Annotated in this window: 22 protein-coding genes and 2 pseudogenes; 18 read left to right on the top strand and 6 right to left on the bottom strand. The window is 47.3% G+C overall.

The annotated features are described in order from the left end of the window. From RM811_RS13150 to folC, 10 genes and pseudogenes are all read left to right on the top strand, one after another. A pseudogene (locus RM811_RS13150) lies at positions 1 to 219 on the top strand (ISNCY family transposase); the annotation flags it as partial. Between the two features lie 2 nt (positions 220 to 221). Continuing rightward, a pseudogene (locus RM811_RS13145) lies at positions 222 to 469 on the top strand (ISNCY family transposase); the annotation flags it as partial. A 531-nt stretch (positions 470 to 1000) separates the two neighbouring features. Continuing rightward, positions 1001 to 1207, top strand: coding sequence for a hypothetical protein (locus RM811_RS13140; protein ID WP_402524977.1), 207 nt, complete (start codon positions 1001 to 1003; stop codon positions 1205 to 1207). Positions 1208 to 1301: 94 nt separating this feature from the next. Then, positions 1302 to 5063, top strand: a complete 3762-nt coding sequence (locus RM811_RS13135; RefSeq protein ID WP_402524975.1) for a response regulator — start codon at positions 1302 to 1304, stop codon at positions 5061 to 5063. 245 nt (positions 5064 to 5308) lie between these two features. Then, a complete protein-coding gene (gene truA, locus RM811_RS13130) occupies positions 5309 to 6112 on the top strand; it encodes a tRNA pseudouridine(38-40) synthase TruA (protein WP_402524972.1) in 804 nt (267 codons plus the stop codon). Between the two features lie 160 nt (positions 6113 to 6272). Next, a complete protein-coding gene (locus RM811_RS13125; RefSeq protein ID WP_402524970.1) occupies positions 6273 to 6893 on the top strand; it encodes a phosphoribosylanthranilate isomerase in 621 nt (206 codons plus the stop codon). Then, on the top strand, positions 6890 to 8125 hold the full coding sequence (gene trpB / locus RM811_RS13120; RefSeq protein WP_402524967.1) for a tryptophan synthase subunit beta: 1236 nt from the start codon (positions 6890 to 6892) through the stop codon (positions 8123 to 8125). The genes RM811_RS13125 and trpB overlap by 4 nt, the downstream gene beginning before the upstream one ends. 15 nt (positions 8126 to 8140) lie before the next feature. Continuing rightward, positions 8141 to 8938 carry a tryptophan synthase subunit alpha gene (gene trpA, locus RM811_RS13115; RefSeq protein WP_402524965.1) on the top strand — a complete coding sequence of 266 codons (798 nt, stop codon included), beginning with the start codon at positions 8141 to 8143 and terminating at the stop codon, positions 8936 to 8938. 218 nt (positions 8939 to 9156) lie between these two features. Further along, complete coding sequence (accD, locus tag RM811_RS13110; protein WP_402524963.1) at positions 9157 to 10059, top strand: acetyl-CoA carboxylase, carboxyltransferase subunit beta; 903 nt, start codon at positions 9157 to 9159, stop codon at positions 10057 to 10059. 683 nt (positions 10060 to 10742) lie between these two features. Next, positions 10743 to 12059 carry a bifunctional tetrahydrofolate synthase/dihydrofolate synthase gene (gene folC / locus RM811_RS13105; RefSeq protein WP_402524960.1) on the top strand — a complete coding sequence of 439 codons (1317 nt, stop codon included), beginning with the start codon at positions 10743 to 10745 and terminating at the stop codon, positions 12057 to 12059. Between the two features lie 147 nt (positions 12060 to 12206). On the opposite strand, the gene RM811_RS13100 is transcribed toward folC, so the two are convergent. Beyond that, positions 12207 to 12449 (bottom strand): hypothetical protein, encoded by a 243-nt coding sequence (locus RM811_RS13100; protein WP_402524957.1) that lies wholly within the window; start codon positions 12447 to 12449, stop codon positions 12207 to 12209. A gap of 251 nt (positions 12450 to 12700) precedes the next feature. Here RM811_RS13100 and RM811_RS13095 point away from each other — a divergent pair, with 251 nt between their 5' ends. The 5 genes from RM811_RS13095 (at position 12701) to RM811_RS13075 (ending at position 15624) form a co-directional block, all read left to right on the top strand. Then, positions 12701 to 12934 carry a hypothetical protein gene (locus tag RM811_RS13095; protein WP_402524955.1) on the top strand — a complete coding sequence of 78 codons (234 nt, stop codon included), beginning with the start codon at positions 12701 to 12703 and terminating at the stop codon, positions 12932 to 12934. A gap of 149 nt (positions 12935 to 13083) precedes the next feature. Beyond that, positions 13084 to 13605, top strand: coding sequence for an SPOR domain-containing protein (locus RM811_RS13090; protein ID WP_402524953.1), 522 nt, complete (start codon positions 13084 to 13086; stop codon positions 13603 to 13605). A 663-nt stretch (positions 13606 to 14268) separates the two neighbouring features. Next, positions 14269 to 14676: a hypothetical protein gene (locus RM811_RS13085; protein ID WP_402524951.1), complete on the top strand. Its 408-nt coding sequence runs from the start codon at positions 14269 to 14271 to the stop codon at positions 14674 to 14676. A 12-nt stretch (positions 14677 to 14688) separates the two neighbouring features. After that, the gene (locus tag RM811_RS13080) at positions 14689 to 15108 is read left to right on the top strand and encodes a hypothetical protein (RefSeq protein WP_402524949.1); all 420 of its coding nucleotides are present in this window, start codon (positions 14689 to 14691) and stop codon (positions 15106 to 15108) included. A gap of 93 nt (positions 15109 to 15201) precedes the next feature. Beyond that, a complete protein-coding gene (locus tag RM811_RS13075; protein ID WP_402524946.1) occupies positions 15202 to 15624 on the top strand; it encodes an IS1096 element passenger TnpR family protein in 423 nt (140 codons plus the stop codon). A gap of 410 nt (positions 15625 to 16034) precedes the next feature. On the opposite strand, the gene RM811_RS13070 is transcribed toward RM811_RS13075, so the two are convergent. Further along, complete coding sequence (locus RM811_RS13070; protein ID WP_402524943.1) at positions 16035 to 16421, bottom strand: PIN domain-containing protein; 387 nt, start codon at positions 16419 to 16421, stop codon at positions 16035 to 16037. 8 nt (positions 16422 to 16429) lie between these two features. Continuing rightward, the gene (locus tag RM811_RS13065; protein ID WP_402524941.1) at positions 16430 to 16669 is read right to left on the bottom strand and encodes an AbrB/MazE/SpoVT family DNA-binding domain-containing protein; all 240 of its coding nucleotides are present in this window, start codon (positions 16667 to 16669) and stop codon (positions 16430 to 16432) included. Positions 16670 to 17052: 383 nt separating this feature from the next. Between RM811_RS13065 and RM811_RS13060 the strand changes: the two genes are divergently transcribed. Then, positions 17053 to 17547: a CvpA family protein gene (locus RM811_RS13060; RefSeq protein ID WP_402524939.1), complete on the top strand. Its 495-nt coding sequence runs from the start codon at positions 17053 to 17055 to the stop codon at positions 17545 to 17547. Positions 17548 to 17550: 3 nt separating this feature from the next. Here the strand turns inward: RM811_RS13060 and RM811_RS13055 are convergent, their stop codons facing one another. Continuing rightward, a complete protein-coding gene (locus RM811_RS13055; protein ID WP_402524936.1) occupies positions 17551 to 17949 on the bottom strand; it encodes a type II toxin-antitoxin system VapC family toxin in 399 nt (132 codons plus the stop codon). Then, positions 17946 to 18407, bottom strand: a complete 462-nt coding sequence (locus RM811_RS13050; protein ID WP_402524934.1) for a type II toxin-antitoxin system Phd/YefM family antitoxin — start codon at positions 18405 to 18407, stop codon at positions 17946 to 17948. Before RM811_RS13050 ends, RM811_RS13055 begins: the two co-directional genes overlap by 4 nt. Before the next feature lie 262 nt (positions 18408 to 18669). On the opposite strand from RM811_RS13050, the gene purF reads away from it, so the two are divergent. Next, positions 18670 to 20172, top strand: a complete 1503-nt coding sequence (purF, locus tag RM811_RS13045; RefSeq protein ID WP_402524979.1) for an amidophosphoribosyltransferase — start codon at positions 18670 to 18672, stop codon at positions 20170 to 20172. An 85-nt stretch (positions 20173 to 20257) separates the two neighbouring features. Here purF and RM811_RS13040 read toward each other — a convergent pair whose 3' ends face one another. Further along, positions 20258 to 21064 carry a 5'-3' exonuclease H3TH domain-containing protein gene (locus RM811_RS13040; protein WP_402524932.1) on the bottom strand — a complete coding sequence of 269 codons (807 nt, stop codon included), beginning with the start codon at positions 21062 to 21064 and terminating at the stop codon, positions 20258 to 20260. Between the two features lie 153 nt (positions 21065 to 21217). Here RM811_RS13040 and RM811_RS13035 point away from each other — a divergent pair, with 153 nt between their 5' ends. Beyond that, positions 21218 to 22450: an O-succinylhomoserine sulfhydrylase gene (locus RM811_RS13035; RefSeq protein ID WP_402524929.1), complete on the top strand. Its 1233-nt coding sequence runs from the start codon at positions 21218 to 21220 to the stop codon at positions 22448 to 22450. Positions 22451 to 23093 lie beyond the last annotated feature (643 nt).

Genomic DNA, 23093 nt, shown 5'->3' with positions numbered 1-23093 from the left:
GAAAACATAAGCTGCATTAATGGTCGGCCAGGCATGCACTTGTGGAATATTCTTGTGCTCGCCGTGCTCCGGGTAAATCTCAACTGGGATTATGATCGACTTCGCGAAATGGCCAGTCATCATGCCATCATCCGTGCCATGCTTGGGTACGGCAGCTATGACCCTTATGAATACAAGCTTCAGACGATTAAGGATAATGTCTCACTGCTATCCCCAGAACACAGGCAGAATCCGAGCGAGAAACCAGTCCGGGATTCAGGGCAGCAAAGAGACAACATTCAGCCGTGGAATCAGCCATTAACGCCCTTGAAGTGCATGGCCTTGATAAATGCCCGGATCATGGTATCGATGGCTTCAAGCGGTATGTGGCTCTGGGAGTGCTTGCCGAAATATTCAGAAACTGGGTGCAGAGATCCAAAAACCGGAACGCAAGAAAGCAGAAAAACGTAAACTGCGGCTCTGCGCCTAATAGCATGACAGACTGACTCTAAAAAACGGGGAGTCAGTAGTCCTGCAATGAGATTAAGAAATGAATCGGCAATGGCTGAGGCTTGTCTTCGGGTTGAAACTGGCGGTTTCATGGTTTTCTTAAAAAATTGGGGTGTTGAACACGATTAAATTCACGGACTGATCAATATTTGCACAATTAGTTCGGGCTCTGTTTGATTACTGTAGAAAAAGAAGGGCTTTCCGTTCAGGCACTATTTAATAGCAAGTATGGGTCAGAGCAGAGTTGCCATTAAATACCTATAAAGCCACAGGCCCTGGAATGCTTGGGCTAAAACTGTCCGAAGTATTGATGGATAAAATCGGATATAAATCAACTCTCGCAAAACCAGAAAAGGAATATCCGATTTGAACAGAGTAATTTATGCCCACCTGGTGGGCATAAGTCGTTATTTTGGCTCGAACTATTTGCTGAAGGATTTATTGCTCTTTACTCTTGATTCAAACCGCAATCTATCCTTATTCGTTATAATCCAAGGCTCAAGCTGCCTTTATGAAAGTCCTCAACACAATACATTACTTTGAAAACAGAGAAATGATTGTATTATTGCGACCCAAAGACCCGTACAGGGCGAGTCTAGCAAGGCTGGTTGCGTTCGTTGCATTTTTTTCAACTGAGCAGGCGAATTTGATGTTTGAATGGCATGATTCATCGCCATTAGAAATTATGCTAAAAGCAGGTAAACCTCTTCTGCTGTGAATCAAATACGTACCATACCGTGTACTAAACTTATTCAATAGTTATAGCCAACGATTATGTATATCGTTGAAACACTTATGGAAAGGTGGCATGGATGCGCTCAATCCACACTCTGTTTACTTTACTGTTTTCGGCGATGGGTATTTGCGCTGTGGCAATGTTTACTGTCACGCTGAAAGTGGCTGATTTACGACAGGAGAGTCGTCAATATCAAAACCAGTTGTATCAGTACTATCGCCTGTCCCATGAATTAAAACAAAGCTCAGATCACTTAACTAAATTTGCTCGAGCCTATAGTGTGACAGGTGATCCTTACTGGGTTGAGTTATTCAACCATGTTCTCCATGTTCGTAATGGGCAATCGTCTATACCGAAAGGAAACGACTATGAATACTGGGATGTAGTAAGCAGTGAGAGCACGCTATTTACTGGCCATAACGACTTAGCCAGTAAGCCTTTGTTTGATCGTATACGACGTTCAGGGATCGCTCCTGTAGAGTTTCTTGAGTTGAAGAATGCCCTGATGTTGTCAGATGAATTGGTTTTGCTTGAGCGTGAAGCCCTTATGGCTGTTAAAGGGTTTAAAAAGGGGGAGGATGGTGAATTTACTGATTTAAGTTCACCTGATCTCGAGCATGCTCGCTCGTTGCTGTATGGCAAAAAGTATTTTTCTGAAAAAGCCAAAATAATGAGCGCAATAGGGGCGTCGCATACTGCGATTGTTGAGCGAATAGAAGCACAAATTGGTGTTGTGAGCAAAAAAGAAGCACGCTACGCGATGGTCAGCTCTGTGTTGGTCGCCACTTTATTAAGTATTATTATCCTTTCTTTTATTTTGCTGTGGCGGTTATACATTGGCCCATTGAGCCAGATGCTCAAAACGGTGGTATCACATGTTAACCGTCAAGATTATGCGTTTACCCTGACGCAAAAGGCGTATGCTGAACTGCAGCAGTTTATTGACAGTCTTAATATTGTGTTCCATCACATAGCAGAACAATTAAGTCATAATACCCTGGACAAAGATTTCAATATTGTAATGAGAACCAATCAGTCTACTCAATCGTTGTGCCAGGGGGTTACTCAGTTTATTTTGCGTCAATTCCCAATCGAAATGGTTGGTATATATATCCATCGTGATTCTGAATTAAAACGTATTTCAGGTGTGGGATATGGCGATGGCATCATTACCTTGACTCAAGACGCTTCTTCTACTCATATGGGCGTGTTGATGTCGGGCCGACCATACAGCATGAAAAAACTGCAAGGCAAATACCACATCGAATTAAGTGGCGGGCAACTAGAGATTAATGAAATTTATTACTTACCACTATGGGTGAATGACCAGCCTGTTGCGTTGTTAGAAATAGGCACGTTGCATGAACTATCCCATCAGCAATATCAACAGCTTACTCAAATGCTGGATGATTTGTCTGTCAGCATTCAGCTGAGTCAAAATGTCGAAATGCAAAGAGCCGCAGAACAGAAGGTGATGGAACAATCGCAGTTAAATCAGGAAATATTGAATGCAACACCTAACCCTATGTATTGTTTATCACCGAATGGACAGTACCTGACGGTGAATGCGAAGTTTTGTGATCTTGTTGAGCTTTCTATGCCTGAGGTCTTAGGTAAAACCCCCGGGGAAATATTTGATACTAAAGCGGCGAATACCTTTTCAGAAGCCCATAAAGCGCTTTCTTTAAAGCAGGGGAATCAAGACTATGAATTGATGTTGGAAGATCAGGCGGGTAAGCAAAAAACCCTTTTGGTTAACGAAGCATCCTTTGACAACCCGCAAGGCCAAATCGATGGTATTGTCGGTATTTTACTCGACCTTACGGATCGCAAACAAATGGAAGAGGATTTGCGAGAAGCGAAAGAGAACGCCGTTGCAGTGAGTCGGGCGAAAGGTGATTTCCTGGCTAATATGAGCCATGAAATCAGAACGCCGATGAATGCCATATTAGGTATGGCGCATTTAGCGCTCGATACGGAATTAGACGCGACTCAGCGTAATTATATTTCACGTATTAATCAGTCAGCAAAAAATTTACTTGGCGTTATTGACGATATTTTAGACTTCTCGAAAATTGAGGCAGGCAAGCTTGCGGTAGAAAACATTTCTTTTAACCTGAATGAGGTGCTGAACAATTTAACCAGCGTAATCTCATTAAAGGCACAGGATAAAGGAATGGAGTTCTTACTCGATATTGATCCTGAAATCCCGGCTGGTTTGATGGGTGATCCGCTCAGGTTAGGGCAAGTGCTGGTGAATTTATGCGGCAATGCAGTGAAGTTTACCGAGGAAGGTGAAGTGATGGTGTCCTGTTCGCTGGTTCAGGAAAGTGGCGATAGTGTCACACTTCGTTTTTTGGTTAAGGATACTGGAGTTGGCATTAACCGAGATAAAATTGACACTTTATTTACGTCATTTTCACAAGCCGACACCAGTATTACACGGCAGTTTGGTGGAACGGGGTTGGGTTTAAGCATTAGTAAGCAATTAGTTGAACTCATGCATGGAGAGCTAAGTGTGGAGAGTGTCGAAGGGCAAGGTTCAATTTTCTCTTTCACCATTGTGTGTGGTCAGCAAGAGGCCAAAATTCGGGATAGGTTTCAACCGATCAATGCGTTAGCCGGGAAACGGGCTTTGATCGTTGATGATAATCAATCGGCGCGCAATATTATGCTAACGCTATTGACGACGATGCATTTCGAAGCAAAAGCTGTGAGTAATGGCTTTGAAGCGCTTGATGAATTGCAGAACAGCCAATTCGATATGATATTTGCTGATTGGAATATGCCGGGCATGAATGGATTGGAATTATTTAAGAAGGCAAAAGATCAGCAGTTAGCTCAGCAGGCCAGACACTTTTTGGTGACCGCATACGGGCATGAGATTCCGTTAGAAAATGAATATGGTGAATGGGTCGAAGCTCTGATAGCTAAACCCATATGCCCATCCAATTTGCTTGATGCAATTATGGTGAGTTACGGTTTTGGATATCTTTTTGATTCTGAATCCCAGGTCTCCACGGTCAAGCCCTGGTTTAGTCGACAGAAAGTCTTATTGGTAGAAGATAATCATATTAACCAGGAAGTGGCAGTTGGACTGTTAAACAACACCAATCTTGATATTAGTATCGCAGAGAATGGCCAGATAGCAGTCGATATGATGGCAGGAAATAGATTCGATATAGTGCTGATGGATATGCAAATGCCGGTCATGGATGGTGTTACGGCTACGCAGAAGATACGCGCTATGGACAGAGGAGAATCTGTTCCTATTGTGGCAATGACCGCAAATGCTATGACAGGTGACGTTAGCAAATGCATACAGGCAGGAATGAACGACCATATCGCCAAACCAATCAATGTCAGTAATCTCTACCGGATGCTGAGAAAGTTCCTTACTGAATCTGCTGCTAACACCCACGATGAGTCAGTAACAGCGAACAACGCTATTGATGATACTCCGTCTGATTACCCCAGATTAACGGGCATTGATGTCAAACAAGCCTGTTGTGACATAGGGTTAGATACCGATAGTTACACTGATATTTTACATCTTTTCTTACAAGATCAGGCGAAAGATCTTGAGCTTCTCAATGATGTATTAAACCAAAGAGATTGGGATACTGCAGCTCGTATGGCCCACACGCTTAAGGGGTCTTCGGCTAATCTGCGCGTTGACACTATCTACAAACTTTCGCTGGCGATGGAAGACTGTATTGATCAAAAAGTGGTGCCGGGTAGTGATCTATTGGAGAAAGCCAGGTTGGAAATTGAAAGATTGCAAAGTGAGCTTCAGGCCTGGCTGCATGAAAGTGAGAGCAAAGACGAAAAAGAGTAAGCCTGCGGAACTTCCGAGCCCGTTAATAATTTTGAGTAAACATTACGGGTTGTTTAAACCTGAAATTGTTATCCATACGCAGATTGTAGTGGTTGATCATGGTAAGATTCGATCAGCTTTTTGTGCACTATAAGACAGAATTACTTCCTGTTGATTCTTATTTTCCGGTTAGTGTCAGTGACGACAACGGTCAGGAAACCTCGATGACCGTTATTTAGTTTATTTGTTTCAGGTGTTTTCTATTCATGTCCCGTTATGCCGCCAGTGTTCAATATGATGGCTCCCTGTTTTATGGTTGGCAGATTCTCAAAACCGGTTTGCCAACGGTTCAGGCTGCGGTTCAAATAGCGCTGTCCAACGTTGCGAACCATCCAGTCTCTGTGATTTGTGCGGGAAGAACCGATGCCAGGGTGCATGGTTGTAACCAGATTATCCATTTTGATTCAGACTCTGTTCGTACCGAGCGAGGGTGGGCTTATGGCGCTAATGCTAACTTGCCCGATGAAATCGCCATAAACTGGGTAAAGCCTGTTTCTGATGATTTTCATGCGCGTTTTTCGGCTCTGTGGCGTCGCTATCGTTATGTTATTTATAACCATCCCATTCGTCCGGCTCATTTATCAAAAGGTGTGACCTGGGACTACCGGCCGCTGGATGTTGAACGTATGCAGGCTGCGGCTGAACACCTTCGGGGAGAGCATGACTTTACGTCCTATCGTACCATTCAGTGTCAGGCCAAAAATCCGGTTCGACAGGTGGCCCGGCTGGATATCTCCCGCCACGGGCCACTGATCGTGATTGATGTTCAGGCGAATGCCTTTTTGCATCATATGATTCGAAATTTTGCTGGCGTATTAATGGATATTGGGTGTGGCAAGCGCGAGCCCATCTGGGCTAAAGAGGTGCTTGATGCACGGGATCGTGCCCGGGGAGGGGTGACCGCTTCACCCTGTGGGCTTTATTTTGTGGACGTTGGTTATGATAAGGTGTTTGAACTGCCCGCCAGTGAATCTAATCCTCATTTTATTGCGTCTTTGATCCCTCTTTGAGTGGATTCAGGTGCAGTAATTACCGAAATGTTCTGCTAATATCAACGGTCGCTCTGGGGGCTCCCTGAGGTTATTGTTGCCGTTTCCATGCTCGACATGGGAACGCTCAGTGATTGGCTCTGTGTGTCCACGCAGAGTATGAAAATGAGAATGCCGTGAAATGGATGTATCGCCTCGTATAAAAATCTGTGGAATTACCAACGTTGAAGATGGCCTCGCGGCAGCTGAATATGGTGCTGATGCCATCGGGCTGGTGTTTTACCAGAAGAGTCGTCGATATGTAACGGTTGAGCAGGCTACCGAGATTGTCCATGCTCTGCCACCTTTTATATCGGTGGTTGGGCTCTTTGTGGATGCCTCGGATGAACTGATTCAGTCAGTACTGGATTCAGTGCCTCTCTCTCTTTTGCAATTCCATGGTAACGAGTCTGAAACGGAATGCTCTCGTTGGGGGCTACGCTACCTGAAAGCTTTTCGTGTCAGGCCGGATGTGCCGGTGGAAGAAATGGTAGCACCTTATGTGTCTGCCAGTGGATTTCTCCTGGACAGCTATAAGCCCGGAGAGATGGGTGGTACCGGAGAGTCTTTTGACTGGGCGTTGATTCCCCGAGAGCTGAAGAAGCCTGTGGTGTTGGCCGGAGGCCTGAGTCCTGACAATATTGCTCAGGCAATTAACAGGGTTCGACCCTATGGAGTTGATGTCAGCAGTGGTGTTGAAAGCCAGGCTGGCATTAAGGATCACGATAAAATCAAAGCCTTTATCAAGGCGGCGGGAAGATGATGGTCGATCAAAAAAGTTCAGATTCTTTGTTCAGTGGCTTGTATGAACAGCCGGATTTAATGGGGTATTTTGGCCGTTACGGTGGTCGTTTTGTTGCCGAAACCCTCATGGGCGCGTTGGAAGAACTTGATAGCACCTGGCGTGAACTCTGGCAGGATGAGACCTTTCAGGCTGATTTTCATCGGGATCTGACGGACTTTGTCGGACGACCATCGCCGCTTTACCTGGCAGAACGCTGGACCCATGAACGGGGTGGCGCAAAAATCTACCTGAAGAGGGAAGACCTCAATCATACCGGTGCCCATAAAATTAACCATGCGGTTGGTCAGGCGCTGCTGGCCAAACATATGGGTAAAACCCGGATTATTGCTGAAACCGGTGCTGGTCAGCACGGTGTTGCTTCAGCAACCGTGGCCGCACGACTGGGCCTTGAGTGTGTGGTTTATATGGGCGCCAAAGATATTAAGCGTCAGGCGCTCAATGTCTATCGAATGAAATTACTGGGCGCTACTGTGGTACCCGTGGAAACCGGCTCCCAGACACTCAAAGATGCCATTAATGAAGCATTAAGGGATTGGGTTACTCGCCCTGAAGATACTTTTTATCTGCTGGGAACGGTCTGTGGTCCATCACCTTATCCAGAAATGGTTCGCAACCTGCAAAGCATTATCGGTCGTGAAGCCCGGCGACAGATTCTTGAGAAAGAGGGTCGTCTGCCCGATGCCCTGGTGGCCTGTGTTGGTGGTGGCTCTAATGCCATGGGGTTGTTCTATGAATTTATCCGTGATGAAAGTGTCAAACTCTACGGTGTTGAGGCTGCAGGTCATGGCGTGGATACCGATAAGCACGCTGCCCGGATGACCTCTGGCCGGCCAGGTGTGTTGCAGGGTGCCAGAACGTATTTGATGACGGACGACCATGGGCAGATTATCGAAAGTCATTCCGTTTCTGCCGGGCTGGATTACCCGGGAGTAGGGCCTGAACACAGTTACCTTAAGGATATTGGCCGTGCCGAATACCCTTACGCGACGGATGATGAAGCGTTGGCTGCGTTCAGAAAACTGACCCGGCTTGAAGGGATTATACCTGCCCTGGAAAGTGCCCATGCTTTGGCCTGGGTTGAAAAGCTGGCGCCCACCATGGATAAGGATCAGATTATTATCTGCAATCTGTCTGGCCGTGGTGATAAGGACATTCATACCGTTGCAGCCATTGATGGTCTGGAAATATAAGGGGGGGGGGGGGCGATGAGACTTAAACACTGCTTTGAAGCATTGCAGGCTCGTGGACGTAAGGCGTTGATTCCTTATATTCTTGCGGGTGATCCTCCGGAAAAGACCGTTGAGGTGATGCATCAGCTGGTGGCCAGCGGTGTAGATATTATCGAGCTGGGTTTTGCCTTTTCCGATCCGGTGGCGGATGGTCCGGTGATTGCTCAGGCTCATGAGCGCGTGGTATCACAAGGCGTTACATTGGCTGACGTTTTTTCAATGGTTTCTGCCTTTCGCGAGAGTGATAATGCGACACCTATTGTATTAATGGGCTACCTTAATCCCGTAGAAATTATGGGTTACGAGGTCTTTGTTGAGCGTGCCAGTCAGGCGGGTGTTGATGGTGTGTTAATGGTTGACCTTCCCCCGGAGGCTGCAGGAGAACTCCTGTCTCTGCTTCACGGTCATGGAATGGATATGATCAACCTGATTACGCCAACCACATCCGATGAGCGAATTCAGAAAATTTGTAATGTCGCCAGTGGTTACCTGTACTACGTTTCCCTGAAGGGAGTGACGGGTGCAGCGACCTTGAATACGGTGGAAGTTGCAGAGCGGGTGAAGCACATCAAACGTTTTACTGAAGTCCCTGTCAGTGTGGGCTTTGGGATTCGTGATGGTGAATCTGCAGCTGCCATCAGTCAGGTTGCTGATGGTGTTATTGTCGGTAGTGTGCTGGTGTCTGAATTGGCAAAATTTGCTGATGAAGGTCAGGACTGTATTGAGCGTGTATCTGACCGTGTTCGTGAAATGCGCTCAGCAATGGACAGATAAAGGAAGTTGCAATCAAGAATATACCATCGTCATCCCCGCGAAGGCGGGGATCCACGGTTCGTGGTAGATTTCCGCCTTCGCGGGAATGACGGAGGGCTGGTACTTTCTATAATGTCACTTCCCTGACTCGTATGAGACAGGGTTTCCCCTGTCTGCTTTTCAGGTGGCCGAAGCGCTATGCTCGGGAGATATCGTTCTCCCCGTAACAGGATGAACAAATGAGCAACTGGCTAGTTAATAAACTGATTCCATCGTTATCACGTTCTGCCAGTGAGCAGAAAAATAGCAGTGTGCCAGAAGGCTTATGGCGCAAGTGCGTGAAATGTGAAGCGGTTCTCTATCGCCCGGAGCTGGATCGAAATCTTGGGGTGTGCCCCAAGTGTCAGCATCATATGAGAATCAGTGCCCGTATACGGCTGGATTATTTTCTTGATCAGGAAGGAAGAGAAGAGCTCTTTACTGAGCTTGAGCCTAATGATCGTTTAAAGTTTCGCGACACCAAAAAGTATCGAGACCGCCTTGTTGCTGCGCAGAAGCAAACCGGTGAAAAGGATGCTTTGATTGCCATGCGTGGGTCGGTTGAAGAAATTCCGGTGGCCGCTGTTGCTTTTGAGTTTTCTTTTATGGGTGGTTCCATGGGGTCTGTGGTGGGTGAAAAATTTGCCCGTGCTGCAGAGCTTTGCCTGAAAGAAAGAATGCCGCTGATTTGCTTTTCTGCCAGTGGTGGTGCGCGGATGCAGGAGGCACTGTTTTCGCTGATGCAAATGGCGAAGACCAGTGCGGCGCTGGAAAGGATGAAGCAGGCTGGTGTTCCTTATATTTCTGTGATGACTGATCCGGTTTACGGTGGTGTATCTGCCAGTCTCGCCATGCTGGGTGATGTGAATATGGCTGAGCCCAAGGCATTGATTGGCTTTGCTGGTCCCAGAGTTATTGAGCAGACCGTTCGGGAAAAACTGCCGGAAGGTTTTCAGCGCAGTGAGTTCCTGCTGGATCATGGTGTGATTGATATGATTGTGGATCGAGCTGAAATGCGTTCCACCGTGGCAAGACTGCTTCGGAAGATGCAGGGCAAACCTGAATCTGATGTAGTCTTTTCTGATACTGAAGCTGTCGCTTAAATATAGCGGGTCGATTTTCCATTCCGGAGAATCGACGACCCGGATGGAAGCTGCAATTAAGAATACATCATCGTCCTCCTTGTGAAGGAGGTTGTCGCAAAAGGGTAAATTGAGACGTAACCGGCTCCCCACTATACACCGTCATCCCCGCTACACACCGTCATCCCCGCGCAGGAGGCTGTCACAAAACCCTCGTTCCCATGCTCTGCGTGGGAATGCATACGGATCTGGCCGCACGTGGAGAAACCTCTCCTTGCCCGAATCTGTGGGGGTTTCAGGCTGGTTATTCACTTGTGGCGAGTACGGTATGCATTCCCACGCAGAGCATGGGAACGAGGTTTAATCAGCATTTTAGACCTTTTGCGACAACCTCGCAGGCGGGGATCCACTGCTCACGATGGATTCCCGCCTGCGTGGGAAGGACGGCAGTGGTAGTAACCGGCATTTAAGGCCTTTTGCGACAACCTCTTTCGCGGGAAAGGCGGCAGTGGTATAAGTCGGCATTTAAGGTCTTTTGCAACAACGATCTGGACGTAGGTCGGTTCGCTTGCGAGCCGACTCGTGACCCAGCCGGCATGTAATAATCAAAGTCTGGTGACGTAGGTTGGGTCGAGCGAATGCGAGCCCCAACAAACTATCTGTAATCATCGGTAAAATTCCTCGTTCCCACGCTCTGCGTGGGAATGCATACGTCTGGAGATGTGACGTTGACCTCCTTTGAGAAGCCTGTAAAAAACCTTTCCCAGTGGTTAACCTGGATGGAAGAAACCCGACCTGAGCATGAGGTCGATTTTGGTCTCGACCGAATTCGGCTGGTGGGTGAAAAGCTGGAATTACTTAAACCGGCACCCTTTGTCATTACCGTTGGGGGAACCAATGGTAAGGGTTCAACGCTGGCGGTTCTGGAAGTCATATTGATGGCTGCGGGCTATAAGGTTGGATTATTCACATCCCCCCATTTTTTCAAGTTTAACGAGCGAATTCGTATAAATGGCGAACAGGTAGCTGATGATTGGCTGTGCGACTCATTTGAGAAGATTGATGACGGTCGAAAATCAACGTGGCTAACTTATTTTGAATTTGCCACGCTGGCTGCGATTGATTGTTTCAAAAGAGCGAACGTCGATATTGCCCTGATGGAAGTGGGCTTGGGTGGGCGCCTGGATGCCACGAATGTTGTTGATCCGGATGTTTCTGTGATTACCACCGTTGCTTTGGATCATCAGGAATATCTTGGCTACAGCATCGAGGCTATTGCCAAAGAGAAAGCTGGAATATTTCGTGCTGATAAACCAGCGGTCTTCGGCGATCAGCCAATACCCAATACTGTGACCGATATAGCTGGGCGACTTGGTACTCAGCTTCATTGCAAGGGAGAGGCTTTTTCACTGGAAAGAAAGGGTGATAGCTGGAACTGGTCAGGAGTAAATGGGCAAGGGTTAGCTCTGAGGTTTGATGATCTGCCAAACCCCGGTGTTGTTATTGATAATGCGGCAACTGCGATTCAGGCGCTGCAGTTTTTACCCGAACCTGTGACTCGTGAGGCCATGATAAAAGGCTTGTCGCGGATATCTGTAACCGGACGGTTCCAGAAAATTTTCATGGAAAATGGTTCTGGTGGATCAATAGAAGTAATACTTGATGTTGCCCACAATCCTCAGGCCGCTGAAATGCTAAAACAGAAGTTGGATGAAGCGCCTGTCGCTGGCAAAACACGAGCTGTACTGGCCATGTGTAAAGACAAGGACTATATGGCAGTCGTCGACTGTCTAAGCGGTAATATTGATGAGTGGTATGTAGCGCAGTTTGATTCACCAAGAGCGTTACCGACCGGAGAGCTTTCGGGAAACCTGATTGCCAGGGAATATCGAGTCAATGATTTTGAGCGTGTTGAGGATGCCTTAAAGCAGGTATTGATCCACTCAAAGCAGGGAGATCGTGTTCTGGTGACGGGTTCTTTTATGACGGTTTCTGCGGCCTTGATCGCTTGCCAGTCATAATCAGGTGCCTGCACCGTATACCGGGATCGTATACTCTGTGACATCTCGTTCCCATGCGCAGCGTGGGAATGCATACCCATCTCAGCTTGAGCTCATGTATATTCTTTGCGTCAGCGGCTCCGTCCGCTGTACGTTGTTGTCCGGTGGTTATTTGGAAAGATGATTTACGATCTGGATAAGCAGCTCCTCAGTCTTGTCGAAGCGTTGGTTAGCCTCATGCCTGAACTGGTCCAGATCGGTTTCTATTTTTTGAAACCTTTCTCGCTGCTCATTAAGTACAAGAGAAACAACGCCATGAGTAGCTTCAAGAATTTTATTGTTTTCGTGGAAGGCATGGTCAAGATCATTATGCTTAGACTGAAGGTCTTTTACTTTAGCTTCCAGGGACATACTTACTACCTATTCTTGTTCGCGGTAGAGACAGAATAGCAGAGAGTAGCGCAGGGACACCTGACACCAGTGTCATCGCGCCGATCGTTTCTGCTGTGTCCAGCTGTAGAAATCAGTTTCGTATAATGGTTCTACCATATTGAGATCTCCAAATTCTGTTGTGTTCTTTATTCTTGTAGGTTCAGATGGAATTCACTTAAGATGCAATAAGTTTAAAGGGTGGAGCTGCAAACCTTCCTGGAAGTTCCTTCATGAACTTTGGTGTACCTGAGGCGACGTTAAATCAGATACGGCAATGCCTTGCAGGTTTTCCTGAGATAGAGACAGTGGTTGTTTTTGGTTCAAGAGCAACGGGCTGTTACCGTTCTGGCTCGGGTATTGGTCTGGCAATCTGGTTGAATCGCCCGGTCAACGGCTCTCTGGGCAGGGTAGCGGTGGCACTGGATGAATTGCCCACGCCCTCCTGTTCACTATCACGGGATTAACCATGAGCCACTCAGGCGGCATGTCGATACCATTGGACAGCCTCTGGATTTTTACTGATTTGCAGGAAGCATCTCTGCTTGACCTGTTTACAGCCGATTGAAATTATGTACAGAGTAAACTTTTATACACTGCTATTCTGGAGCGCAACTTGGGCGAAGGATTGAAACAACGATTGCTGGGTGCCGTCGTATTACTGGCCTTACTGATTATTCTTGCGCCCGCGCTGTTCAGGGGAGGGGAGACCCATCCTCTGGCTTCTTCAGCACCGACTCCTCAAGCGCCGCGTCTGGAACCCCCGCCTGTACCGGCCTTTGTGGATCAGCTAAGTGTTCTTCCCGATAGGGTTGAAGTGGTCTCAACGTCTTCAGAAGAAGTGCTTGAGCAAGATGAGGCAGTAAAGCCGGTTGGTGTGGATGATAAGGGGCATCTGAAAGCATGGTCGCTTCAGCTGGCAACCTTTTCTGAGAAAAACAACGCCCGCAACCTTGAGTATCAGCTGAAAAAGCAAGGCTATAGCACCTATCAGAAAAAGATCTCCACTGAAAAAGGTAAAAACTTCTATCGGGTTTACATAGGGCCAGAAGCGCGGCCTGATGAGTTGCAACAGTTGAAGGTGGCTATCAATAAAGAGTTGGGGCTTGAGGGTATCATTGTTCGTTTCGTGCCATGAAACAGGCTGAACGCTGGCTGAAATATCGGGATAACCGGCATAATACCGCTCACGACTATGGAAAGAAATTTGCAGAAGTCACGCTGACATTGTTGAAGCACTGGCGTGGTGCGCAATACCTGAGTATTTCAAAAAGAACATCTTTGCTTGATATGAAGTGCTTTATATCACACAGGGCGATGATAAATCCTGAGTGGGCCTTTTCTGGTGTTTTATTTGTTGAGTCTTGCTGCTCAAGATCAACTGTGAGCGGTGAGGCAGCAGCTTAATATCATTTGCTGTTAGCCATTCCCTAAACAACGCCAACTCAAATAAACGGAGCTATAAAGGTAGAACAGCATCAAGAATGGTCAAGAAGAAAGGCTTGACCCCGGTTTTTACCCATTATTGTTCAGGCACTGGCCTGGCACAGCATACCGGAGCATTTTCGAACGAATGTTCAGTTGAATTATCAGATTCTCTGGCAAAGCCAACCCTGACTAGTTCTACCTGGAATTAATAAACGACATTTCTCATGCAAAATGAAAGACCTGACCCCGGTTTTTAGAAAATAATGGGCTACACCTTCAGTGCTGGTGATGTTTTAGCCGATGGGGTGGGGATACTGGACTATCTTGGGGTGTATATGGTGTATCAGAGCAGTATTTGAAAGCAGAGTGATTTATGAGCAACTATATGTGGATGCCAGCCACCAAAAAGGCATCAAGACCCAAAGTTTCGGCAGAGACCAAGGCATTCCTCAAGGGGCAGGCCGACAAGTGGGTTGAGGAATGTTTGAAACCAAAGCACATCCAGCCGCCGCCTGAAGGCCACGATTTCAATTATCTGGTGGATATTTTTACCAAGTGGCATAGCAGCTTTTTTTACTTCTGTGGTACCTATCATTGCCCAAGCCCAAGGGCCATTAGTTCATCCTTTGAACAGAAGTTTGCCAGGATGAACTACACCGGAAATTACAGGTACACCCTCGCCTATATGCGCCATACCGGCCAGTGGATCGAGATATTCCATGATCTGGATTCACCGGCGTGTTTTGAGGTGATTGCCAACGAGCCTTATTTTATTCCATAACGGGTTATCTTCATGGCAAAGACGAAGAAGAAGTCAAAGAAAAAGCCACCCAAGGTTAAAAAACTGCTAACCCCGGAACAGAAGCGAATAAAAAAAGAAGCCAAAGCCGAACGACAGAAGAAGTATCAGTGGATATGTATCAATGGCAAGCAGGTCAGGATAAAAAGACCACCCTCTGACGAGGAGCTTTTGGCTGAGGAGGAAATGATCCGCAACGCCGATCCAATCTGGCTGCACCAGAATGAACTGTGGGAGTATATGCAACCCGAAACTGATCTGTGGAATGATGATCTTCCGGAAGATACTCGGTATGCCGAACTTGTCGAGGACTTTTGGGAATATCCCGAACCTGAGTGGTTGCAGTGTGAGAAATCGGAAGGTAAACCATCTGCCAAATTCTCTGAGGTCGATGATCAGGAAATTCCCTTCTGAGTCAGGAAGAGATTTCTGGTTCAGAAAGGACTAAAATTTCACTGCAACTTTCTCTACAAAAAAAGCCAACACTGAGCTGAAGAGCTATTAATTATGATCATTTCACTCAATGTCAAACTGGTAGATGGTATCTACCATGAGGATGACTGGAAATGCGAAATTGAGCTGGACGAAGCGGAAGCGTTTCTGGAAGATCTTCATTTAGCCATTCAGGATGCCGTGGGTTTTGGTAATGACCATCCCTATGTTTTTTTTGTGGCCAGGGGATCGAGGAGTTCCAGGCGGGAAAGCTTTCCCTGTGATAATAGTGGCCATATAGAGACGAAGCTCAAAGAACTGTATCCCCTGGAAAACAGCAACAGACTGTTTTACCGGTTTGATTTTGGGGATGAGTGGATATTTCAGATCGGCAGAAGCAGAAAGAAGCCTAAAGAGCCTGAGCCCGGTACAAAATACCCACGAGTGGTGTCTGAAGAAGGGGTTAAGCCCACACAGTATCCATCCGCTGAATATTGAGTCTTCCCGGAAAAGAATGCGAGGAACGAAATCCTTCCTCACCACCAAATCCAAGCATATTATGCCGTTGTACCTACCTGGCTGACCCTGGTGCCCTGTGGGGCCTCAACCTGTTTTGAACGAGATTGCGCCTCAGTCTCGTTCAAAGGACTCATTTGTACTGGCTCTCTGGATAATCCGTGGCGGTCACATAAAGGTAAATTATTTGTTTGTTTTAAAAAGGTATTCTTCCGGCGTGTAAACCGGCAGTTCTGAGGCAGAAAATCTTTTACATTGCCACTGGATTTACTTTGTTACAGTGGTTCAAAATGTAGAGTGCCAACCCTGTCTGCAGGATAGGTGTATCAAGGATGATCAATGGTTGGCTTCCCAGTCATCTTATGCAGTGTGCCGCCACAATTATTCCAACGTCAACTCAACAAACTCATCCCAACTGACTTGGCTTTTTTATCAAAGGTTACTGTTTCATCACACCCTTTTTCAGCATTGATTAAACAGATCACCGCATCGCTAAAGTCACCATTTCCGTTTTCGTAGCGCTGGATTGCCTGAAAAGCCAGGTCACTGCGTTCCACCAGTAATTGCCTGGTGGTGATCAGCTGATGAAGAATGGACAGGAGTTCAGATTTTGTTTGCTGGTAGCATGAGCCAAGCACCCAAACGGTTTCAATAAGGACAATGAGTGATATAAAACCGGGTTGCTCTGCAGTCAGTCGGGTTTCAATTAATTGGCTGGCAAGTACTGACTGTTTCGAATCATCCTGCACTATATATCGAATCAGTATATTTGTATCCAAACCGGTCATCATTCGCAGCCTTTACGTATGATTGCCTGATTCATCTCTTCAACAGAGACTTTGCGTTTGGCTTTTACCCGTCCTTTCAGTGCTTGAACATCATTGCTGGCAACCAGCATTTCAAAGCGCCCTGGTGAAACTTCAATAAATTGAACCCGGTCACCTGCGCTCAGATTGAGGGCTGTGCGAATGGCTGCAGGTATGGTGATTTGACCTTTACTGGTGACAGTTGCTGCTGAAGTATTCATTGCCTTACCTTTAGCTAAATTCCTTACATTATTTGATTGTAGGGTAGTATTGATCTGCTTGCTATTTTTGTATTGGATCGGTTCAAAGCCGAAAGCGGTTCCATCAGCGCTATGTGTTGTTTGCTGTTATTGACGGAAACCATGAATACCGTATGCTTAGAAACCTGTCACCATAGGAATTGTCCCGAAATAAGATCCGCATTTTACTGCTGCTTGTAAAGGGCCGTTGCCCGCCACCCGCTGCTCGTCGCCCGAAAAAGCACAAGCGGCTCTGGCTTTTTCGGGTAACGGGCGGCGGGTAACGGACAATGTTCGTTGAAATGGGAAAGTTATTTAAGGACAGTTCCATCGCATTGTTCAGTTTGTTGTTAAGGAGTTTATAGTTGGCCTTCACCTGGATCGACTGGCTTATTGCCGGCATTGTTATTATTTCTGCCCTGATCAGTTTAAAGCGCGGCTTCTTTAAGGAAGTGCTTTCTCTGTTAACCTGGATTGCAGCCATTTTTGTCGCCTGGTCGTTTGGTGGGGCGCTGTCAGAAAGGTTTACGGACTACATTGCCACACCCTCTGTGCGAGTAATGGTATCTTGCGCCTTGCTGTTTATTGCAACGCTGATGGTGGGAGCACTGGTCAATCGCATCATCGGGGAGCTGGTTCAGGTGACTGGCCTTTCAGGGACAGATCGCATTCTGGGTATGGCTTTTGGTGGCTTGCGTGGCTGTCTTCTGGTCACTATTCTGCTCGGCTTGCTTACCCTTGCGCCCCTGGAACAGGATCCTGCCTGGAAGCAGTCCGTTCTTTTACCTCATTTTATGCTGCTGGCTGACTGGTCCAAGCAGACGGTTGCTGACCTGATGGGGCCATTAATGCAGGGCTGAGTTTTACCACAGGGTTTTCACATGCTGGTAAGCGAGTATTTTTTCATCCGCGGTGATTAGTGGTGCCGATAATGCTCTGGACTGAGCGACAATAATCCGGTCTGCCGGGTCTTTGTGGAATTCCCCGGGAAGGCGGGTTGATTCAATGGCCACCTTATTGCTTAAGGGCTCGAAATAGAGTGAATCCACTTGCCCTGCCAGCGCCAGCCAGGAATCCAGATCCATGGATAGTTTCAGACGGCCTTTGGCGACCAGCATGGCTATTTCCCAGCTGCTAATGGTTGAAACTATCAGGCCTCCGTTGTTTTCCTGTTCTTTTTCAATGGCATCCAGTGCTGCTGAACTTAGCAGGTCGCAGCCGGATAACCACCAGATCAATATGTGAGTGTCAAGGACGATCAATTCCCTGCCTCCCAGTCATCTTCGGCAACGGGGGCGGTGGGGTTATCGAAGGAAAGTACGGTTCCCTGTAATTTTTCCATAGAGGATCTTGATGCGTCATTGCAGGGTTTGATAACCAGTGATGGTTTGCCCTGTGATGTGATAATGGCCTGCTGGCCCGTTGCTTTAACTTCTTCCATTACCTTCAGTACTTCGCTGTTATCGAGAGAGTTATCAGGGTAAAAACTACCAGTAATACTATCTGGCGTATTGGCAATGTCCTTATGGCTGGAAATCTTGCCCTTTAAGCCTAACCCCCTGTTATTACCGGTTGTATCATAAGGTACTAGCCGCATGACCGGTTTTTTCCGCTGAGTAATGATGATGTCGGCGTTATCCTCCAGGGCCATCCGTACCAGTTCAGAAAGACGGGTTTTTGCCTCATGCATTCCTACCATAATCTGATTGGGTTCGTTCATTTCCATCCCCCAGGATAATTAGCTAATTAAACTAATTTAAACGTAGCCAAACGCCGTCAATTCTGCAAATTTTTTCCGATTTAGCGATCTTATGGTGAGTAGCGGTTTTCGTAACTCCATCATTTAGCGTATGATTTCAGGCTTTCCGTTATCGGGAATAGCGGATGTTCAGGTGGTCGAACAGGCAACCTTTTATTATTGGTATCATCTGCTCCGGTTTGTCCTGATAACGCTACAGCGGATCAATCCTGAGGACGACTACATGTGTGGAATTGTCGGTATTTCGGCAACGGTGAATGTTAACCAGCTGTTGTTCGATGCGCTGACTGTGCTACAACACAGGGGGCAGGATGCGGCAGGGATGGTGACACTTGATGAGGGTCGCTTCTTCCTGCGTAAAGATAATGGTCTGGTGAAGGATGTTTTTCGTACTCGCCACATGACGCGGCTGAATGGTACTTCCGGTCTTGCTCATGTTCGATATCCTACCGCAGGAACGTCCAGTTCCGCTGAAGCTCAGCCATTTTATGTTAACTCACCTTATGGTATTGCCCTGGCACATAATGGCAATCTGACCAATGCAGATGATATTAAACAGTCGTTGTATGAAAGTGACCTCCGGCATATCAATACCCATTCTGATTCTGAAATCCTGCTGAATGTTTTTGCCCATGAGCTGGTAAAGGAAGGCAAGCACAAGCCACAGGCTGAAGATATTTTTAATGCGCTTACCGGTGTTTACCAACGCTGTGAAGGTGGTTATGCGGTTGTTGCCATGATTAATGGCCATGGTATGGTCGGTTTTCGTGACCCTCAGGGTATTCGACCGTTAGTGTATGGAAAGCGGGAGTCAGAGAAGGGCACAGAATACATGTTTGCTTCTGAGTCAGTGGCTCTGGATGCGCTTGATTTTGAGCTGGTTCGTGATGTTGCACCGGGTGAAGCTATTTATATTGATGAGCAACGTCAGCTGCACAGTTACCAGTGTGTGCCCGGTAAGCTCACACCTTGCATGTTTGAATATGTCTATTTTGCCCGTCCGGATTCCAGTGTTGATGGTATTTTTGTTTATCAGTCCCGCCTGCGTATGGGGCAGACGCTGGCCAACAAGATTCTCCGGGAGTGGCCGGATCATGATATTGATGTAGTGATGCCGATTCCGGATACCAGCCGTAACTCTGCTCTTGAGATGGCGAGCCGGCTTGGTCTTCCTTATCGTGAAGGTTTTGTTAAGAACCGTTATATTGGCCGAACTTTCATTATGCCGGGGCAGGCTATTCGTGAAAAATCCGTACGACAGAAGCTGAATGCCATTGGTCAGGAGTTTGCCGGTAAGAATGTACTGCTGGTGGATGATTCTATTGTTCGTGGTACCACTTGTCAGCAGATTGTTCAGATGGCCCGGGATGCGGGTGCTAAAAAAGTCTATTTCTGTTCTGCAGCGCCAGCTATTCGTTATCCGAATGTCTATGGTATCGACATGCCCACCAGTGAAGAGCTGATTGCTCATGGACGTACAGATGAACAAATCGGAGAGCTCATTGGTGCCGATAAACTGATTTTCCAGGATCTGGAAGATTTGAAAAAAGCCGTGTCATCATTGAACCCTGCTATTGAAGACTTCGATTGTTCGGTGTTTGATGGTCATTATGTGGCCGGTAATATTGATGCAGCTTATCTTGCCCAGCTGGCTGCCAGCCGTAACGACAGCAGTCGTCAGTCGGATAGTGACATTATCGATCTTCATAACGAAGGTGATCTGTAGGTCAGTAATTCCGCAGGGATTGCTGACATTAAAGCTCGACAGCCTTTAAATGATTCAAGTGTCGGTAACCCTCAGGGTTACCGATCTACGTTGATTCAGGCTTGTATCGAAGGTCTTTCAAACTCATTCCTAACTCAATATCACCCTTCAGCGTTGCCAGGCGGACAGATAACTCAGCCTGATCTTTTTGTGCAAGCACCTTTTTCAAAGCCCCTTTAGGTTCAGCGCCCTCCACACTTTCCTCCCCTTTATCGAATATAGCCTTCAAACTACCATATTCTTTCATTAGCTCTGACGCCCCCTTTTTACCAACGCCTTCAACTCCGGGGATGTCTCCGACTCCGGAAAGACCCCAGTAATCCAGTAACTTATCCGGCGTCATTCCATACTCGTCAGTGACTGAAAGGGCGTTAAAGTTCACTTTCTGGAAATGATCCCGCTGTGTCACCAATGGTGAAGCCAGCAGCTGTCGGTAGGTTTTGTCTGTTGAGATAATGATGGTGTTCACATTGGCAGTGACAGCCCTGTGAGTTATTGCGCCAATAACGTCATCAGCCTCAACACCATTACGGCGAAATGTCATCAGGCCCATTTTTCTAAAAGCGTTGTTAAACTCTACCAGTCGTTTACGCAATATCTGAGGCATGGGTTTACGCTGGGCTTTGTACCCTGAAAGTAATTGGTGCCTCCAGGTGGGTGGGTCACCATCAAATACAATCAGAACATGGCTCGGGTTACACTCGTTGATTGCGCGCTGCACTGAAGAGAGTGTGGCTGAAAGGGCGCCATCAACCTGCTGGTTCTCATCAGCTGAAGCATCCTTTGAGGGTATTGCTGCATGGATACGACGTATCAGATTTAAAGCGTCGATCAATAGTAGAGTTGGTGCCATGTTGACCTGGTAGTCCAGTGGTGATTCTGCTGTTTAGACAATCATAACGGATATTTGCTCAAGGCAGGCTGTGGCTTTGATGTTTCTTCTGGTATGTTATCGAGCTTGACCAGGTATAAACCATAAAAAACACGAAGTAATTCAGGAAGTTCCATGAATGATCATGATTTGACTGATGTTGTCGTACCCCGTGGCGATTATTTTGGTGTTGAGGGTTCTCTGGGGTTTGCCACTCAGTCTATCCGGGCTGGATCATTTCGCAGTGATCAGCGTGAACACAGCGAAGCTATTTATCTTACTTCAAGTTTTGTCTATGACAGTGCTGCCCAGGCTCAGGCAGTATTTGCGGGTGATGAAGAAGGGAATGTTTACTCTCGGTACACCAATCCATCCGTGCGAATGCTGGAAGAGCGCATGGCGATTCTGGAGGGTGGAGAGCTAGCCTGTGCAACTTCATCGGGTATGGCCGCTATTCTGGGTGCCTGCATGGGATTACTGAAAAGTGGTGATCATGTCATTTGTTCCCGGAGCGTGTTTGGTACTACGTTTACCATTTTCTCTAAATATCTGGATAAATTTGGTGTGAAAACCACGTTTGTCGATCTGGTCGATTATCAGCAGTGGCGGGATGCCATTCGCCCTGAAACTAAGTTGTTGTTTCTTGAAACGCCATCAAACCCTATGAGTGAAGTGGCTGATATTGAGCTGCTGGCTGAGATTGCGCACAGTCATGATGCATTCTTGATGGTTGATAATTGTTTCTGTACTCCAGCGTTACAGAAACCATTGGCGCTGGGCGCTGACCTGGTGGTTCATTCTGCGACGAAGTACATTGATGGCCAGGGACGCTGTATGGGCGGCATCGTGGTGGGTCGTGACGCCCTGGTGAATGAAGTGCATCTCTGGCAGCGGGCAGCGGGTGCTACTATGAGCGCTTTTAATGCCTGGATTTTTTATAAGGGTCTTGAAACCCTTTCTATCAGAATGGATGCCCACTGTCGCAATGCCATGGAGCTTGCGCTCTGGCTCGATCAGCATCTGGCGGTTGAAAAGGTGCATTACAGTGGCTTGCAATCACACCCGGGTCATGAGCTGGCTAAGAAACAGCAAAAGGCCTTTGGTGGGGTGCTTTCCTTTACCGTTAAAGGGGAGCGGGAGGCTGCGTGGCAGGTGATTGACAGTGTTGAGATTATGTCCCGCACAGCGAATCTGGGGGATACCCGGACTACCATTACCCATCCGGCGACAACTACTCATTGTCGTCTGTCTGATGAGGATAAAATGAAGTCTGGTATTACTGAGAACCTGGTTCGGGTAGCGGTGGGTCTTGAGGATATTGAAGACCTGAAGGCAGACCTTGAGAAAGGTTTGAGGCGATTGCTTTAAGAGAAAGGGAATTCAGCTTCTTTCGACTTAGGGGAGTGGCATTGAGAAAGTGCCAGTCCTCCGACATTCCCATGAAGGAGACTGTCGAAAAAACCTCCGAACTCGTTCCCACGGTTCCCGTGGGAATGCATACCGAACCCACCACAAATGAAACAGCCGCGTGAAACTCCGGCACATCCATGCAGAGTAAGGTGACCCTTGTTGTCATCCTTTGCGTGGGAATTCAGGCTACGGAGTATCAACAAAGCCCTGAGGCATATGGCCAGCTCCGTATGCATTCCCACGCAGAGCGTGGGAACGAGGTTACAAATGAAACAATCTCGGGCAAAGAGAAGTTGCCCCTCATACGGCCAGCTCCGTACGCATTCCCACGCAGAGCGTGGGAACGAGATTTTAACCTCGTTCCCACGGCCCCTCGTGGGAATGCATACCGACCCCGCCACAAATGAAACAACCGCGTGAAACTCCGGCACATCCATGCAGAGTAAGGTGACCCTTGTTGTCATCCTTTGCATGGGAATTCAGGCTACGGAGTATCAACAAAGCCCTGAGGCATATGGCCAGCTCCGTATGCATTCCCACGCAGAGCGTGGGAACGAGGTTACAAATGAAACAATCTCGGGCAAAGAGAAGTTGCCCCTCA

Source organism: Endozoicomonas sp. (assembly GCF_031844845.1).
GTDB lineage: Bacteria > Pseudomonadota > Gammaproteobacteria > Pseudomonadales > Endozoicomonadaceae > Endozoicomonas.
This window is presented reverse-complemented; position numbering and strand designations above follow the sequence as displayed.

Coding starts and splice junctions, on each gene's coding strand:
- trpA (WP_402524965.1), top strand. CDS start 8,141: ATGAGACTTAAACACTGCTTTGAAGCATTGCAGGCTCGTGGACGTAAG.
- purF (WP_402524979.1), top strand. CDS start 18,670: ATGTGTGGAATTGTCGGTATTTCGGCAACGGTGAATGTTAACCAGCTG.
- RM811_RS13040 (WP_402524932.1), bottom strand. CDS start 21,064: ATGGCACCAACTCTACTATTGATCGACGCTTTAAATCTGATACGTCGT.
- RM811_RS13140 (WP_402524977.1), top strand. CDS start 1,001: ATGAAAGTCCTCAACACAATACATTACTTTGAAAACAGAGAAATGATT.
- accD (WP_402524963.1), top strand. CDS start 9,157: ATGAGCAACTGGCTAGTTAATAAACTGATTCCATCGTTATCACGTTCT.
- truA (WP_402524972.1), top strand. CDS start 5,309: ATGTCCCGTTATGCCGCCAGTGTTCAATATGATGGCTCCCTGTTTTAT.
- folC (WP_402524960.1), top strand. CDS start 10,743: ATGCATACGTCTGGAGATGTGACGTTGACCTCCTTTGAGAAGCCTGTA.
- RM811_RS13065 (WP_402524941.1), bottom strand. CDS start 16,669: ATGAATACTTCAGCAGCAACTGTCACCAGTAAAGGTCAAATCACCATA.
- trpB (WP_402524967.1), top strand. CDS start 6,890: ATGATGGTCGATCAAAAAAGTTCAGATTCTTTGTTCAGTGGCTTGTAT.
- RM811_RS13080 (WP_402524949.1), top strand. CDS start 14,689: ATGGCAAAGACGAAGAAGAAGTCAAAGAAAAAGCCACCCAAGGTTAAA.
- RM811_RS13050 (WP_402524934.1), bottom strand. CDS start 18,407: ATGAACGAACCCAATCAGATTATGGTAGGAATGCATGAGGCAAAAACC.
- RM811_RS13135 (WP_402524975.1), top strand. CDS start 1,302: ATGCGCTCAATCCACACTCTGTTTACTTTACTGTTTTCGGCGATGGGT.
- RM811_RS13125 (WP_402524970.1), top strand. CDS start 6,273: ATGGATGTATCGCCTCGTATAAAAATCTGTGGAATTACCAACGTTGAA.
- RM811_RS13085 (WP_402524951.1), top strand. CDS start 14,269: ATGAGCAACTATATGTGGATGCCAGCCACCAAAAAGGCATCAAGACCC.
- RM811_RS13100 (WP_402524957.1), bottom strand. CDS start 12,449: ATGTCCCTGGAAGCTAAAGTAAAAGACCTTCAGTCTAAGCATAATGAT.
- RM811_RS13095 (WP_402524955.1), top strand. CDS start 12,701: ATGAACTTTGGTGTACCTGAGGCGACGTTAAATCAGATACGGCAATGC.
- RM811_RS13075 (WP_402524946.1), top strand. CDS start 15,202: ATGATCATTTCACTCAATGTCAAACTGGTAGATGGTATCTACCATGAG.
- RM811_RS13035 (WP_402524929.1), top strand. CDS start 21,218: ATGAATGATCATGATTTGACTGATGTTGTCGTACCCCGTGGCGATTAT.